Origin of the sequence: Vitreoscilla massiliensis, from assembly GCF_001457815.1 — a bacterium.
Taxonomy (GTDB): Bacteria; Pseudomonadota; Gammaproteobacteria; order Burkholderiales; family Neisseriaceae; genus Vitreoscilla; species Vitreoscilla massiliensis.
This window is the reverse complement of the sequence record NZ_LN898221.1, coordinates 684,542-698,783: the sequence shown is the minus strand read 5'-3', so window position 1 is coordinate 698,783 and position 14,242 is coordinate 684,542. Positions and strand designations below refer to the sequence as shown.

Sequence of the window (14,242 nt, the reverse complement as noted above, 5' to 3'; positions counted from 1 at the left end):
GGCAGTGAACACAGGCTTACCATTTTCTAGCGGCAATGGTATTTTCTAAGCTGCCTATACGGCAGTGAACAAAATCAAGACTTTGTACTTGCTATCCAAAATTTTCTAAGCTGCCTATACGGCAGTGAACAACACTTTAACCGATATTGGGGCTCGTTTTGATTTCTAAGCTGCCTATACGGCAGTGAACCAGGCATGGCCTTATCGCCGATAACAGCCACATTTCTAAGCTGCCTATACGGCAGTGAACGGCTTTGGGCGTTGTTGTAGCGTGATTGTGCTTTTCTAAGCTGCCTATACGGCAGTGAACAGTAGCGATTTTCGCCACAAGCTAGGGTAGCAAACAATTTGTGCCAGATAAACCTGAAAAACCTTTATTTTTAGGGTTTGAATAAAATCATTAAAAATCAATGGATTAAAATTAACACAAAAATATAGGTCAAAACGCTTCGTTTGGCATGACGCAATATTTGCGTACAGGCCGCTGAAAGTTTAATTTTCGTCATATCTTTTCTTGATTAACGCATCTATTATGACATTGAACTTTAATGTTGGAAGCTGACATGGAAGCATTGACGGATTTAAAAGCCATTTTGCACTCAAAACGCGCGAACATTTATTACCTTGAGCATTGTCGCGTGATGCAAAAAGACGGCCGTGTTTTGTACCTCACAGAATCCAAAAAGCAAAATTTCTATTGGAATATTCCGATTGCTAATACCACCGTCATCATGTTGGGCACGGGCACATCTATTACACAAGCGGCGATGCGCATGTTGGCCAGTGCCGGTGTGCTGGTGGGTTTCTGTGGTGGCGGTGGCACGCCCTTGTTTGCAGGGGCGGAAATCGAATGGCTGACGCCGCAAAGCGAATACAGGCCAACTGAGTATGTGCAAGGCTGGCTGTCGTTTTGGTTTGATGAGGCAAAACGCTTGGAAGTGGCCAAATCTTTGCAATTGCAGCGGGTCACTTATTTGCGGCAAGTGTGGGCAAAAGACCGTGATTTGCAGCAAATGGGCTTTAACGCGGCCGATGCTGGGCTGGAACGCGCCTTAAATGCTTATGAATCCGCCAGCGGCGGCAGTCAAAAAGTCGGTGATTTGCTGATGTACGAGGCCACACTCACCAAAAAACTGTATCAATATGCGGCGCAGACCTGCCGTGTTCAAGATTTCAATCGCAACCACGACAATGTGGATTTGCCCAATCAATTTCTCTCACATGGCAATTATCTGGCGTATGGGCTGGCGGCCTGTACCTTATGGACACTAGGTATTCCACACGGTTTTGCGGTGATGCATGGCAAAACCCGCCGCGGGGCATTGGTGTTTGACATCGCCGATTTGGTCAAAGATGCCATCGTGTTGCCGATGGCATTTGTGTGTGCAGCCGAAAATGCGACCGAACAAGAGTTTCGCCAACAAGTGCTACAAAAGTTTACTGAGCATAAAGCTTTGGATTTTATGTTTGATGTGGTGAAACAAACCAGCTTACAGGCCGCTTGGGGCACATCCTCATGATGGTCACCTTTGTCAGCCAATGCGAAAAACGCGCGATTAAACGCACGCAGCGGGTATTGGATGCGTTTGCCGACCGCATAGGCGACCGCACTTGGCAAACGGTGATGACAGAAGAAGGCTTGCAAGCGGTGCGCAAATTACTGCGCAAAACCGCCAGCAAAAATACCGCCGTCGCCTGCCATTGGCTGCGCTCACGCAGTCGCAGCGACTTGGTGTGGATTGTCGGTAACCGGCAGCAGTTTGATGCGCAAGGGCGGGTGGCGGTGAATCGCACACAAAAAAGCTATGCGCTGGATGACTATCAAGGTGATGAGAACCATTTAATTGGTGTGGCATTGGCTGCTGGAATTGCGGGCTTATTTCATGATTTTGGAAAAGCCAATGTCATGTTTCAACGCAAATTGCAACCCAATGAGCAGGGTAAAAAATCTGAGCCTTTTCGACATGAATGGGTGTCATTGAAGTGTTTTGAAGCTTTTGTGCAGGGTAAAACGGATGCACAATGGCTGCAAGAGTTGGCGACCATTCAAACCGATCAAAGCGCAGTTTTTTTACCTGATGAACACTATTTAAAAAATCAAAACTTAAAACAATTGCCTAATTTTGCCCAATGTGTGGCTTGGCTAATTGTTTCGCACCATCGCCTGCCCATGTACATACACAATGGTCAGGTTGCACCATCATTAGATGCAGATTGGTTGCAAGAATTTGATGCCAAATGGAATAGCCCACGTGTCAACTTACCAGATTGGACTGAGCAAGACAAACAAGACAATTGGACTTTTGCTACCGGTTTGCCATCACAAAGTCATACATGGTGTTTCAAAGCCCGTTCTTTAGCCAAAAGAAGTTTGAAAAACCTGTCTGTTGTGGCTCAATACCAATGGCAAACTTGGCATTTAAGCAACCATGTAGCGCGTTTGTGTTTAATGTTATCAGATCATCGTTATTCGGCTGCAGGAGTCACACCACAGTGGCAAGATCAAAGTTATCTGGCCTATGCGAATACCGATGCTGACAAGCAACTGAAACAAAAATTGGATGAGCACAATGTGGCTGTTGGGCACTATGCATATTTGTTGGCCAAACAATTGCCTCGATTGATGGCGGAATTACCAAGTTTGGGCATGAATCAGGCTTTAACTAAGGGTGTTGGTGCTCTAATAGAAGCTTATCAGTGGCAAGAGCAAGCTTATCGACATACTTTCAATATTCATGCTGAGGCGGAGACACAGGGATTCTTCGGTATCAATATGGCATCAACAGGTAAAGGCAAAACTTTGGCCAATGCCAGAATCATGTATGCCTTGGGTGGGGAGCAAGGTGGTGGGCGCTTTTGTATTGCAACTGGTTTACGTACTTTGACCACCCAAACAGGTTCTGCATTGGCAAGTCGATTGGGATTGGAAGATGATGAAATTGCCACAGTTATTGGCTCCAGTGCCATCCAAAAATTACAGGCCAATCAAACCAATCAAGTATCATCTGCACAAGAAAAATCATTTTGGCAGCAGCAGGAAACGTCATTATGGGCGCAAAGAGGCTCAGAGAGTTTGGAGTCTGATGATGACAATGAAATGCTCATACAGTATGAACATGATGAGTTTGATGGCTTATTGAATAAATGTTTGGGTCATAATCGCAAATGGTTGAAGTTTTTACATGCACCTATTTTGGTGTGCACCGTGGATTATCTCATTCCTGCAACAGAGGGGGTTAAAGGCGGGAAGCAGATTGTACCCATGTTGCGCTTGATGGGTTCTGATTTGATACTTGATGAGCCCGATGAATTTGGCTTAGAAGATTTACCTGCATTGACTCGTTTGGTGCATTGGGCGGGTTTATTGGGTTCTAAAGTATTACTGTCCAGTGCCACCATACCTCCTGCAATGGCGCAAGCCTTGTTTGAGGCATACCAGCATGGTCGCCTATGTTACATGCGTGAGGCGAAAAAGCAAGAACAACCGCAGGCTATTGTGTGTGCATGGTTTGATGAGTTCACAGCTACCAGCCAGACTTGCTTAGGGGCTGAGGCATTCCAACAAGCCCATATAAAGTTTGTAAACAAGCGACTATCAGCGTTGGATCAACAAAAACACATTAGCCGCTATGCAAAGATTTTGCCCATGCCCATGCCCATACAAGACAAAAATAGTCTGAATATTGAGATTGCCAAGCATTTACAGGCCGCTTGTTTGCGTTTGCACCAAGTTCACCATGAACAACAACAGCAATATCGGTATTCAGTAGGTTTACTGCGCTTTGCCAATATTCAACCTTTAATTGCCGTTGCTCAAGCTCTGATGTCTTTGCCAATTGCTGAAGGTTTTGAACTGCATTTCTGTGTTTACCACAGCCAATTTACCTTAGCACAACGTTCAGCCATCGAAGAAAAATTGGATCGCATCCTGAAGCGCCATCAAAAAAATGCATTGTGGTCGCATGCTGAGGTGCGAGATACCATCATGAAAAGCCCTGACAAACAGCATCTTTTCATCGTATTGGCGACTTCAGTGGCTGAAGTTGGACGTGATCATGATTATGATTGGGCCATTGTAGAGCCAAGTTCCGCTCGCTCCTTGATTCAGTTAGCGGGCAGGTTGCAACGTCATAGGCAGATGAAAGTAACAACGCCCAATCTGTTGATTTGGGAACACAATTATCGTGCCTTATCGCGAGCGGTGGAAGTAACGCAAGCTGTGTTTACCCAACCTGGATTTGAGCGCAGTCATACACGCTATTTGAGAGACAAAAATGTTCAGCAATGCATGACAGAGAAGCAATATAAATTCCCAGATTCTAAGGTGTCTATCAGTACTGAATGGGATTTACTCAAATTGAACGAAAAAATGCCCAAAGATTTTGGCAATTTAATTCATTTGGAGCATGCCGCTTATTATCAAGTGTTATTGGGTTTTGGTAAGGACAGTCCGCATCAAAAAGACAATACTGCTTTACGCACAACTGGTTATGCCAAATTGTGGTGGCAAAAACAACCATTTTGGTGTGGTGAATTACAACGCCGGCAGGGGTTTCGTCGCTCAGCACCTGAATTGGTGTGGTTGCGGTTGATAAATGAGCAAGGAAAACCTGCTTGGTATTATCGAGATGAACATGATTATGACAAAATCAAGCTTTTGGAAAAAGGACGCATACAGACTGTGGCATTGCAGCCGATTACAGGCAATACTTGGTGGTTTGAGCAGACAGAAGAGGGGCGCTATCAAGAGATAGCAGATGTGTTGCAGACCAACATGAAATACGTGCAGTATGTTTTTGGCGAAATACGCATTGCCGATTATTCTTATGGGGTAGGAACACAAATTTACCAATATCACCCGCAATTGGGCATTTTTAAACAAGCATAATGAATGAGGGAGGGAAACATGCAACAACAGGCCATCAATGCTGTTTATGCTTTTTTACAAGACAGAAAAAACAAAAAGCTTGAAAACGAGGCGAAAAAGAATGCTCAAATCAGTGAAAGCAAGTTGGAACAAATCAATACAGAGCTGTTACCACAACATTGGTTTCAATTTATCGCTGACAATGCCCACCAAGTCAGTTTAGGGGTGACCCATGTAGCCAAGCTGACCCATTCCAGCAGTAAGGCCAGCAATTTAAAAGATGTGGTACCTCAAACAGATTTTACTTATTTGGTGAGTACACAGACCAGCGGGAATGTGGATGCGGATGGGGCTTATACCAATGCAATTTGGTCGCCTATTGGAGATTTTTTGTCGTTAGCGGTAGAAAATTCAACTTTGGGTGAATTGTTTGTTCAACATCCTGAATGGTTCGCCTCATTTGCCCCAAATTCTGTTGAATTACAAACATGGCATGACAAAATTAGCAGTGCTTATATACCAAAAGAGTTAAGCAGCCATGTGTTGGCCAAACAGGTATATTTCCCAGTTGAAGATGGCTATCATTTATTGAGCCCAATGACATCCAGTGCTTTGGTGCAATTATTGTATGATCGCATTCAATTTAGCCGTAGCAAAGACAATCCCATTAAATTAGCATTTGATAAACAGCAGTATCATTCAGAAACACACACCAAATATCCAAATGTTGCGGTATTGAACATTACCAAAAGTAATCATCAAAATGCTTCAAAATTGAACAGTAAACGCATTGGTAGGCAGTATTTGCTGTGTGCTGAACCACCACAGTGGCGAGTCAGTGAGCGTTTGCCTAAAAGCAATTTTTTCAAAGATTGTGCTTATTCATTTTGTTTAAATAAAATCAATAAGTTAAAGAAGTTATGGCAGGTCATCATCAGCAAGAAATTGAGTTTAAATCATCACAACCGTCAGTTATTGCAAAAGCGAGCAGGTCAGATTGCGGAACAAGTATTGTTGTTAGCAACTGGGTATGCCCGTGAGCAAGCTGCTGGCTGGTTGGAAGGTAGTCAGTTGAGCCAAGCACAGCAGTATTGGTTGGATCCTTATCGTGATGATGTAGGCTTTCAGCAAGATCGTGTAAATAATGACTGGGAAAGCAGTATTGTCATCGATTTTTCTTTGTGGTTAAACGATTTATTGCGCATACAAGGGGATAACACAGCCAAATTGTGGCGTGATGCCATGGCGCCTGAATTGCGCCGATTTGTGGCTTGGTCAGATGTGAAGGAATATGAATGAGTGCTTATGTTTTACTTGAGCGCATTAAAGTGCAAACAGCCAATGCCATTGCTGGTGTGACTTATGGTTATCCAGCCATTACCCATTTTTTGGGTTTTACCCATGCTTTAAGCCGCAAACTTAAGATTAATTATCCAATGGGGTTTACAGGTTGTGCCATCATCAGTCACCAACACACCTTAAAAACCCATGTGCGCTACGGTGATAGCAATTTTATCCAGAGCAAATGTCCACCTTCAACTTTAATGGGGAAAGGCAGTGATGCAAACAAAACACCACCTATTATCGAAGAAGGGAAAATGGATTTAACCGTGTCTTTGTTGTTGGAATGTGAAGTTGAACTTTCCAGTCAAGATGAACAACAAGCCCAGTTAAAGTCCTTATTGCAAGCACTGATTCCTACCTTGCGCTTAGCAGGCGGTAATATTGTTGATGTGGGTGGGATTTATTTATTGGGGGAACATCCCCAACTCATTCCTTTTTTAAAGCAAAAATTATTGCCCGCTTATTTTTTAATTGATCAAAGTGAATCAGTCTTGACGCACACAGATTCAGATGCGTCATCACCAAATCAAACATTTGACACATGGTTGGCTCATTTTGGCTTGCATTATCAAGTTAAAGAACCCACACAAATGGCGGCAAGTAAGCAATCACAGTCAGTGACTTGGGTATTACAGGATAAACCCAGTACGTGGTTGGTACCTTTGGCCTTGGGTTATAAAGGTATTACACCCGTATTGGCTGCCGGTAGTGTGGCTAACAGTCGTGATGTGGAAAGTCCATTTGTGTTTACAGAAATGGTATATGGCGTCGGTGCATGGGTGGGTATACATAAGTTGCAAGAAGTATCGGCAATGATTTGGCGTTACCACCATCACAATGAATGGTATTTGGCTCAGCAACAGGGCCAACAAGTTGATTTTGATTTGGATGAAGAAGATATTGAACCGCAATGATTTTAAATTAAAGGGAATTTAACATGGCAAAAAAAGCAAGCACCACCAAACAAGCAGCAGAAGTACCGAGTATTTTGGCATTCAATCGCAAAATTGAACCCTCAGATGCCTTGTTACAGGCCGGTTGTTGGTCCAGTGTTGAAGCAAAACAATTCCATGGTCAAGAATGGCGCAATATTGAAGTTTATGAAAAGCGCAATCGAGGTACCAAAAGTCAATACGGGGTAGCCGAAGAAGAAAAAGCAGATCCCAATTTGGCATGGATAGACGATGCTGCTTTATTTGAAGACACAGATACTTTGCGTGTGGCATTTACCCTTAAATTCTTGGGCGATGTGGCTAAACCTACAGCCAATAACCGGCCTGAATTTGCTGAAAAATTGTCTGCATGCATCTCCGCATACCAAGCGGATGTGGGGTATGCACAATTGGCTTTACGCTATGCTAATAATATTGCGAATGGCCGTTTTTTGTGGCGCAATCGCGTAGGTGCTGAAAACATTGTGGTGGTGGTGCAGCATCAAGACAAACAATGGGTATTCAATTCTTATGATTTTGCCCTGAATGATTTTTCAACAGACACAAATTCGGATTTGGCTGAATTGGCTGCAGTGATTACACAAGCCTTGAGTACATCATCGTTTGCCCTGTTGCATATTGTGGCTTTCGCACAATTGGGCCATGGCCAACATGTGTTTCCTTCGCAAGAAATGGTATTGGATATTCCTAAAGGGCAGAAATCTCGCCATCTTTATCAGTTGAAAACCACAACAGGCAAATGTGCCGCCATGCACTCCGAAAAAATTGGCAATGCCATCCGTACCATAGATACCTGGTATCAAGTTGGAGGAGTTCCCATTGCGATAGAACCGTATGGTTCTGCACCCAGTCAAGGTGAAGCCTATCGCAGTAGCAAAATTGATTTTTACAGCCTATTGATTAAATGGTTAAAAGAAGATGAAACCATTGCTGTAGAAGACCAACATTTTGTCGTGGCGAATCTGATCAGAGGTGGCGTTTTTGGTGGGAATGATGAATGAAACACTATCAAGAATTGATTTTATTGCCACAGACTGAAGTGCCCATTTATTTTATTTGGAGCAAGGTCTATATGCAGCTCCACCTTGCCTTAACCGAGTTACAGGCCACTTTGGGTGAGGGCAAGGTTGGGGTGGCGTTTCCTGAGTATGTGTTTGATGCTGAGGCGAAGATGGGGAGGCTGGGCAGCAAATTGCGTGTGTTTGCGGCGGATGCTGCGCTATTGCAGCAATTAGATTTAGCCCAGCATTTGCGCCGTTATGCTGATTATGTGCAGATGAGCGACATACGTGCCGTGCCTGAGACTGTGCGTGGGCAGGTGAGTTTTGCGCGCGTGCAAGTGAAAAGTGGCGCGGAGCGGGCGGCGCGGCGTTTGATTAGGCGCCATCCTGAATTGGATTACGCCACGGAGTTGACGCGTTTACAAGGCTTGAGTGCACACAGCGCTTTGCCGTTTATCCAGCTACAGAGTTTGAGCAGTGAACAGCCGTTTCGCTTGTTTATTGCCAAAACGGTTCAGCCACAGGCGCAAACAGGGGATTTTGGGACTTATGGTTTAAGCAGTGTTGCCACGGTGCCTGATTTTTAAAATCAATCGCAGCCCTCAGTAATGAGGGCTTTTTTGATGGGTGGGATGTGGCAGAGGTATTGTTTAAACACGCAAATGTGTGCAATGCGGCCTGTAAATGCCTTGCTATCATTGTTTTGAATCAACGAATACTCACTAGGTATAACGTGGTGACTGAAATCGCAATATACTCAATCCTCCTTAACAAGTTGGAGTGATGATGAACAGAAACCCTTTTGAAATCATGCTTTTTATCTATATTTTTGGCTCGATTGTGCTTGGTGCCAATATTGAAAGTATCCATGCCAATGTTTATTTATACCTGTAGTAGACACCAACTCTGCTGAAACTACCGAATAGGCAGCTTAGAAATAGTGGGTATTGGTTTGTACTGCCGAGTAGGCAGCGATGTATGATTAAAAGCCCAGTAAGCAAGCTTGCTGGGCTTTCTCAATTTGACAGTGCAAGGTGCTTAAAGTGGAGCCTGTTAGCTTATAGCGCCTGCACCTAATCTATATCAAAAAATTAAAAATGCATGTATGCATGTTTGTGCAGAGATGGTGTGTTTGCATGCGCTCAAATTGAATTAACACAATTTGATTGCTCCCTCTCGCCTGTGCGCATGCGCGCGGTGTTAAAATACGCGCTTCTCAAAATGTGGGTTGGTATGAAAAACGCGATTTGGATGGCAGGCTTATGTCTGATATTGACGGCATGTGGGGCGCAAACGGTGGAGCAAGTGGTGGGCGATTTGAAGGCCAAGAAAATGAAAGACGGCGATGCCATTGTGGTGACAGGAACAGTGGCGGCGGTGGCTTTGCAGCCTGAGCCGTTTGTGATGTTGCATGGCAGCGATAAAAACAATGCGCTGTATGCGCTGTTGAGTGCGGAGCAAGCAAAAAGCGTGCAAGTAGGGCAGAAAGTCAGTGTGGATTGCCGCAATATCAACCACCAAGCCAATGGCAAAGGGGTGTTGGTCACCTCGCGCAATTGTGTGTTGCAATAATTCAGATACCTATTTTAAGCATCATTTTTAAGCCGCAATGCAACCTGCTTGCGGCTTTGTCACATCCAAATGTCGTCAATACCAGCATTTGAAAGTTTGACCTAGCACAAACTATCTAGAGTTTAAAGCTTATCTATAGGATTTCACGGCTATACTGTCTTTGCACAGAACACGAAAGCACATGTTGTAAAACATGATTTGATGATGTTCCTTATGGAGGCAGTGCATGATAATTGAAGTATCGGGTGACATTCTTTTGAGTAAGGCCAATGCCATCGCCCACGGTGTGGCACCGAATGACAATTTTGGCAGTGGTTTGGCTTTGAGTTTGCGTGAACACTGGCCGTCTTTGTACAAGGATTTTCGCCACTATTGCCAAGTTCACCATCCTGACGCCGGTGAGATGTGGGCATGGGTCAATGCTGAGGGCACGCGCATCCTCAATTTAATGACCCAGGCCGCGGCTTACAAAGTGGGTTCTAAACCGGGTAAAGCCAGTGTGGAAAACGTGAACCGCACTCTGCGCGAATTGCGCAAATTCATTGAAGAAGAAAACATCAAAAGCTTGGCGATGCCGCGTTTGGCCACAGGGGTGGGCGGCTTGGAGTGGGACGATGTCAAACCTTTGATACACAACCATTTGGGTGATTTGGGCATCCCTGTGTTTGTTTATACTTTGTACCAAAAAGACGTACAAGCTGATGAAAGCGTGCCTGCTTAAACTGGGCTGCTGATCAGCGCCGATTTCTAGTCTGAGAGTGAAGAATGCGGCCTGTAAGAGATTACAGGCCGCATTGTGTGGATAGCGAGGATGCATGCAAGCATTGATGGTTTCGGGCATGGTGTATACGGCATGGTCCATGCTGTATTGTGTGATGTTGGTGGTGCGTGGCTGGCTGTTGCCGTTGGAGCCGTTGTTTCCTGCCGCGCACTTTGTGCAATTGGCGTTGTGGGTGGCTTACATAGCGGTATTGTTGCTGTATTCCAATAAGCTGCGCTGGCAATTTTCTTTGTTTTGTTTGGGCACGGTGGCGTCTTTGCTGCCGTTGATGACGCTGCTGTTCAATCAGCGTGTGCAGAGATTGTTTCGCTACATGAATTAAGCGGAGCCAGTCTGAGTTTACAGGCCGCATGTGACTGGTATCCATTAAAAAAGCCTGACCCTAGGGTCAGGCTTTTGCTTGGAATGATTAATGCAGGCTTATAGGCTGTAATACATTTCAAATTCTAATGGATGTGGTGCCATGCGGATGCGGGCAACGTCATCTGATTTGAAGGCGATGTAGCTGTCGATCCAGTCTTTGCTGAACACACCACCGCGAGTCAAGAACTCGTGATCGGCTTTCAATGCGTCCAAAGCTTCGTCCAAAGAGGCGCATACGGTTGGTACCAATGCATCTTCTTCTGGAGGCAAGTCGTACAGGTTTTTGTCTGCTGGATCGCCTGGGTGGATTTTGTTTTGGATGCCGTCCAAGCCAGCCATCAACAAGGCTGCAAATGCCAAGTATGGGTTAGCGGTAGGATCTGGGAAACGCGCTTCAATGCGGCGGGCTTTAGAGCTGGCCACGTGTGGAATGCGGATAGACGCAGAACGGTTTTTGGCTGAGTAAGCCAATTTGGTTGGCGCTTCAAAATGAGGCACCAAACGGCGGTAAGAGTTGGTAGACGGATTGGTAATCGCGTTCAAGGCTTTGGCGTGTTTGATGATGCCGCCGATGTAATACAAAGCCATGTCGCTCAAGCCAGCATAACCGTCACCTGAGAACAGGTTTTGGCCGTCTTTCCAAATTGATTGGTGCACGTGCATGCCAGAACCGTTGTCGCCCATGATTGGTTTAGGCATGAAAGTGGCGGTTTTGCCATAGTTGTGAGCCACGTTTTGGATCACGTATTTCATGTCTTGAGTCCAGTCAGCGCGACGAACCAAGGTATTGAATTTGGTACCAATTTCCATTTGACCGGCAGTGGCCACTTCGTGGTGGTGCACTTCGACAGGAATGCCCAAGGCTTCCAAAGTCAAACACATGGCAGAGCGCAAGTCTTGTCCAGAGTCCACAGGGGCCACTGGGAAGTAACCGCCTTTAACGAATGGACGGTGGCCGGTATTTTGACCATCATAGCTTTCACCACTAGACCAAGCAGCTTCTTCTGAATGGATTTTGTAACGGGTGCCTTGCATGGTGGTTTCCCACTCGATGCCGTCAAAAATGAAGAATTCTGGTTCTGGGCCAAAGTAAGCAGTGTCACCGATGCCAGAAGATTTCAAATAAGCTTCAGCGCGTTTTGCGATAGAGCGTGGGTCGCGGTCGTAACCTTGACCATTGGCAGGATCAATCACGTCGCAAGTCAATACCACAGTGGCTTGGTCGTAGAATGGATCGATGAAAGCAGTAGATGGATCGGCTTTTAAAGTCATGTCAGAGGCTTGAATGCCTTTCCAACCACCGATAGAAGAACCGTCAAATGCTTGACCATCTTCAAACCATTCTTCACCGTCTTCAACCAAGACATGGGCAGGGATGCTCACGTGTTGTTGTTTGCCCTTGGTATCGGTAAAACGCAAGTCGACAAATTTGACGTCATTTTCTTCAATGAGGTCCAATACATTTTGGACGGACATAGTGCAGCTCCTTTAAAGCAATGCGAAGTGTGAGGGGTATAAAATCCAATGCAAGTGCCTTGATTGTGCCACACTTTTTTTGTGAAACAAATGTCGCATTGCAAAAAAATAAACAAATTCTGACAAATGGCTGAGTTCTTTGTAAAAATATTTTCATATTATCATTTATACTCAAAATGGAACTATTTTGCACATTCATTAAAATGAGCTTAAGATGGCAGCCAACTTGATTTGACGCAGATTTGACAGACATGCAGCCAACCGCACGTTACGCCGTTTTTGGGCATCCGATTGCCCACAGTCGCTCGCCTGAAATCCATTTGGCCTTTGCCAAGCAAGAAGGTGTGCACATCTCTTATGAAAAAATGCTGTTGCCATTAGACGGATTTACAACAGGTGTGCGCGCGCAAATTGATTTGGGTTTGCAAGGCGCCAATGTCACCGTGCCGTTCAAATTGGATGCGTGTGCGTTTGCCGATGAATTGAGCGAGCGCGCCGATAAAGCCGGTGCGGCCAATACCTTAATTGTGCGTGCCGATGGCAGCGTGTTTGGCGACAATTCCGATGGCTTGGGCTTGATGCAAGACATCAGCCACAACCAAGGCGTCGATTTGCGCGGCAAGAAAGTATTGTTGCTCGGTGCCGGTGGGGCGGTGCGTGGGGTGTTGCAGCCTTTGTTGCAATTGCAGCCTGCGAGCGTCACCATCGCCAACCGTTCTTTAGACAAGGCGCAAGACTTGGCGGCGGTGTTTGGCGTTGAGGCTTTGAGTTTACAGGCCGCTTCTTTGCACTGTTACGACATTATCATCAATGGCACTTCCACCGGCTTGTCAAACCAAGCGCCTGACTTGGCGGCGCACAGCTTCAGCCAATGTGAGCTGGCTTATGATATGGTGTATGGTGCCGAGCCGACGCCGTTCATGCACATGGCCAGCGCAGCAGGTGCGCAGCAAGCTGTCGATGGCTTGGGCATGTTGGTGGGTCAAGCGGCGGTGTCTTACCAGTGGTGGCGTGGTTTTCAACCCGACACCCTCAGTGTTTTAGCCAGTATGCGAGCCAGTTTATGTTCAAATCATTAAAAAACGTGATGGCCTGTCTGTTGGGCTTGGTATTGGTATTCCAATGCTATGCCTATGGCAGCATCTTGTTTTGGCGTTCGTTTGCGCCGCCCACCACCAGTTTCATGTTCACCCGTTCACTGGAATACCGCGATGAGCCAGTGAAATACCAGTGGGTATCGTATGGCAACATCAGCAACAACCTCAAACAAGCGGTCATCGCCTCGGAAGACGCGGCGTTTACCAATCACGATGGTTTCGATTGGCGCGGCATTGAAAACGCGATGAAACGCAATCAGCGCGCCGGTGAAATCAAAGCCGGTGGCTCAACCATTTCGCAGCAATTGTCGAAAAACCTGTTTTTGTGGGAAGGCAAATCGTATGTGCGCAAAGCCGAAGAAGCCGCCATTACCTTGATGATGGAAGCGACCACCGACAAAGAGCGCATTTTTGAGATTTACCTGAACGTGATTGAATGGGGGCCGAATGTGTTTGGCGCCGAAGAAGCGGCACGTTTTCATTTCGATAAATCGGCCGACAGTTTGAGCAAACAGCAAGCGGCGAAATTGGCGGCGATGATTCCTCGTCCACGCTATTACAGCGACAATCCGAAAGACCGCAATCTGCGTGGCAAAACCAACATCATCTTGCGCCGCATGGGCGCATCGGCCTTGCCTGACAGCGACCCGATGTTCCAATTGCCAAATTTAAACAAACTGACGCAACCACAAGAAGAAGCCGCACCCAAACACCATCGCCGCCACCACAAAGAGTAGTGGGACAAGCGTGTGTAGCCAATGTGGCAGCAGATGCGTTGGCTATCCGTC

12 protein-coding genes and 1 CRISPR repeat array (1 of these 13 only partly in view) are annotated in these 14,242 nt (G+C 45.9%); of the genes, 11 read left to right on the top strand and 1 reads right to left on the bottom strand.

All coding sequences use genetic code 11. The features are described 5' to 3' along the window. A CRISPR array of direct repeats spans positions 1-310; the repeat unit is 28 nt; unit sequence TTTCTAAGCTGCCTATACGGCAGTGAAC (it extends 3,387 nt beyond the left edge of the window). A gap of 253 nt (positions 311-563) precedes the next feature. The 9 genes from cas1f to BN3003_RS14940 all read left to right on the top strand — a co-directional run bounded on the left by cas1f (position 564) and on the right by BN3003_RS14940 (position 10,840). After that, on the top strand, positions 564-1,520 hold the full coding sequence (gene cas1f, locus BN3003_RS14980; protein WP_058358075.1) for a type I-F CRISPR-associated endonuclease Cas1f: 957 nt from the start codon (positions 564-566) through the stop codon (positions 1,518-1,520). Between the two features lie 56 nt (positions 1,521-1,576). After that, the gene (gene cas3f, locus BN3003_RS14975) at positions 1,577-4,888 is read left to right on the top strand and encodes a type I-F CRISPR-associated helicase Cas3f (protein WP_234333097.1); all 3,312 of its coding nucleotides are present in this window, start codon (positions 1,577-1,579) and stop codon (positions 4,886-4,888) included. 18 nt (positions 4,889-4,906) lie between these two features. Then, the gene (gene csy1 / locus BN3003_RS14970; protein WP_058357438.1) at positions 4,907-6,166 is read left to right on the top strand and encodes a type I-F CRISPR-associated protein Csy1; all 1,260 of its coding nucleotides are present in this window, start codon (positions 4,907-4,909) and stop codon (positions 6,164-6,166) included. Beyond that, entirely contained in the window at positions 6,163-7,125 is a 963-nt protein-coding gene (gene csy2, locus BN3003_RS14965) for a type I-F CRISPR-associated protein Csy2 (RefSeq protein WP_058357437.1), read from the top strand. Before csy1 ends, csy2 begins: the two co-directional genes overlap by 4 nt. Positions 7,126-7,148: 23 nt before the next feature. Continuing rightward, the gene (gene csy3 / locus BN3003_RS14960; RefSeq protein WP_058357436.1) at positions 7,149-8,165 is read left to right on the top strand and encodes a type I-F CRISPR-associated protein Csy3; all 1,017 of its coding nucleotides are present in this window, start codon (positions 7,149-7,151) and stop codon (positions 8,163-8,165) included. Then, positions 8,162-8,752 (top strand): type I-F CRISPR-associated endoribonuclease Cas6/Csy4, encoded by a 591-nt coding sequence (cas6f, locus tag BN3003_RS14955; protein WP_058357435.1) that lies wholly within the window; start codon positions 8,162-8,164, stop codon positions 8,750-8,752. Before csy3 ends, cas6f begins: the two co-directional genes overlap by 4 nt. A 646-nt stretch (positions 8,753-9,398) precedes the next feature. Next, a complete protein-coding gene (locus tag BN3003_RS14950) occupies positions 9,399-9,737 on the top strand; it encodes a hypothetical protein (RefSeq protein ID WP_147645452.1) in 339 nt (112 codons plus the stop codon). 226 nt (positions 9,738-9,963) lie between these two features. Then, positions 9,964-10,458 (top strand): macro domain-containing protein, encoded by a 495-nt coding sequence (locus BN3003_RS14945; protein ID WP_058357433.1) that lies wholly within the window; start codon positions 9,964-9,966, stop codon positions 10,456-10,458. 94 nt (positions 10,459-10,552) lie between these two features. Continuing rightward, positions 10,553-10,840 carry a DUF3817 domain-containing protein gene (locus BN3003_RS14940; RefSeq protein ID WP_058357432.1) on the top strand — a complete coding sequence of 96 codons (288 nt, stop codon included), beginning with the start codon at positions 10,553-10,555 and terminating at the stop codon, positions 10,838-10,840. 98 nt (positions 10,841-10,938) lie between these two features. Here the strand turns inward: BN3003_RS14940 and glnA are convergent, their stop codons facing one another. Continuing rightward, positions 10,939-12,357, bottom strand: coding sequence for a type I glutamate--ammonia ligase (gene glnA / locus BN3003_RS14935; protein ID WP_058357431.1), 1,419 nt, complete (start codon positions 12,355-12,357; stop codon positions 10,939-10,941). 251 nt (positions 12,358-12,608) lie between these two features. On the opposite strand from glnA, the gene aroE reads away from it, so the two are divergent. Then, positions 12,609-13,436 (top strand): shikimate dehydrogenase, encoded by an 828-nt coding sequence (gene aroE / locus BN3003_RS14930; RefSeq protein WP_058357430.1) that lies wholly within the window; start codon positions 12,609-12,611, stop codon positions 13,434-13,436. Then, a complete protein-coding gene (gene mtgA, locus BN3003_RS14925; protein WP_058357429.1) occupies positions 13,421-14,191 on the top strand; it encodes a monofunctional biosynthetic peptidoglycan transglycosylase in 771 nt (256 codons plus the stop codon). The genes aroE and mtgA overlap by 16 nt, the downstream gene beginning before the upstream one ends. The last annotated feature ends 51 nt before the right edge of the window (positions 14,192-14,242 follow it).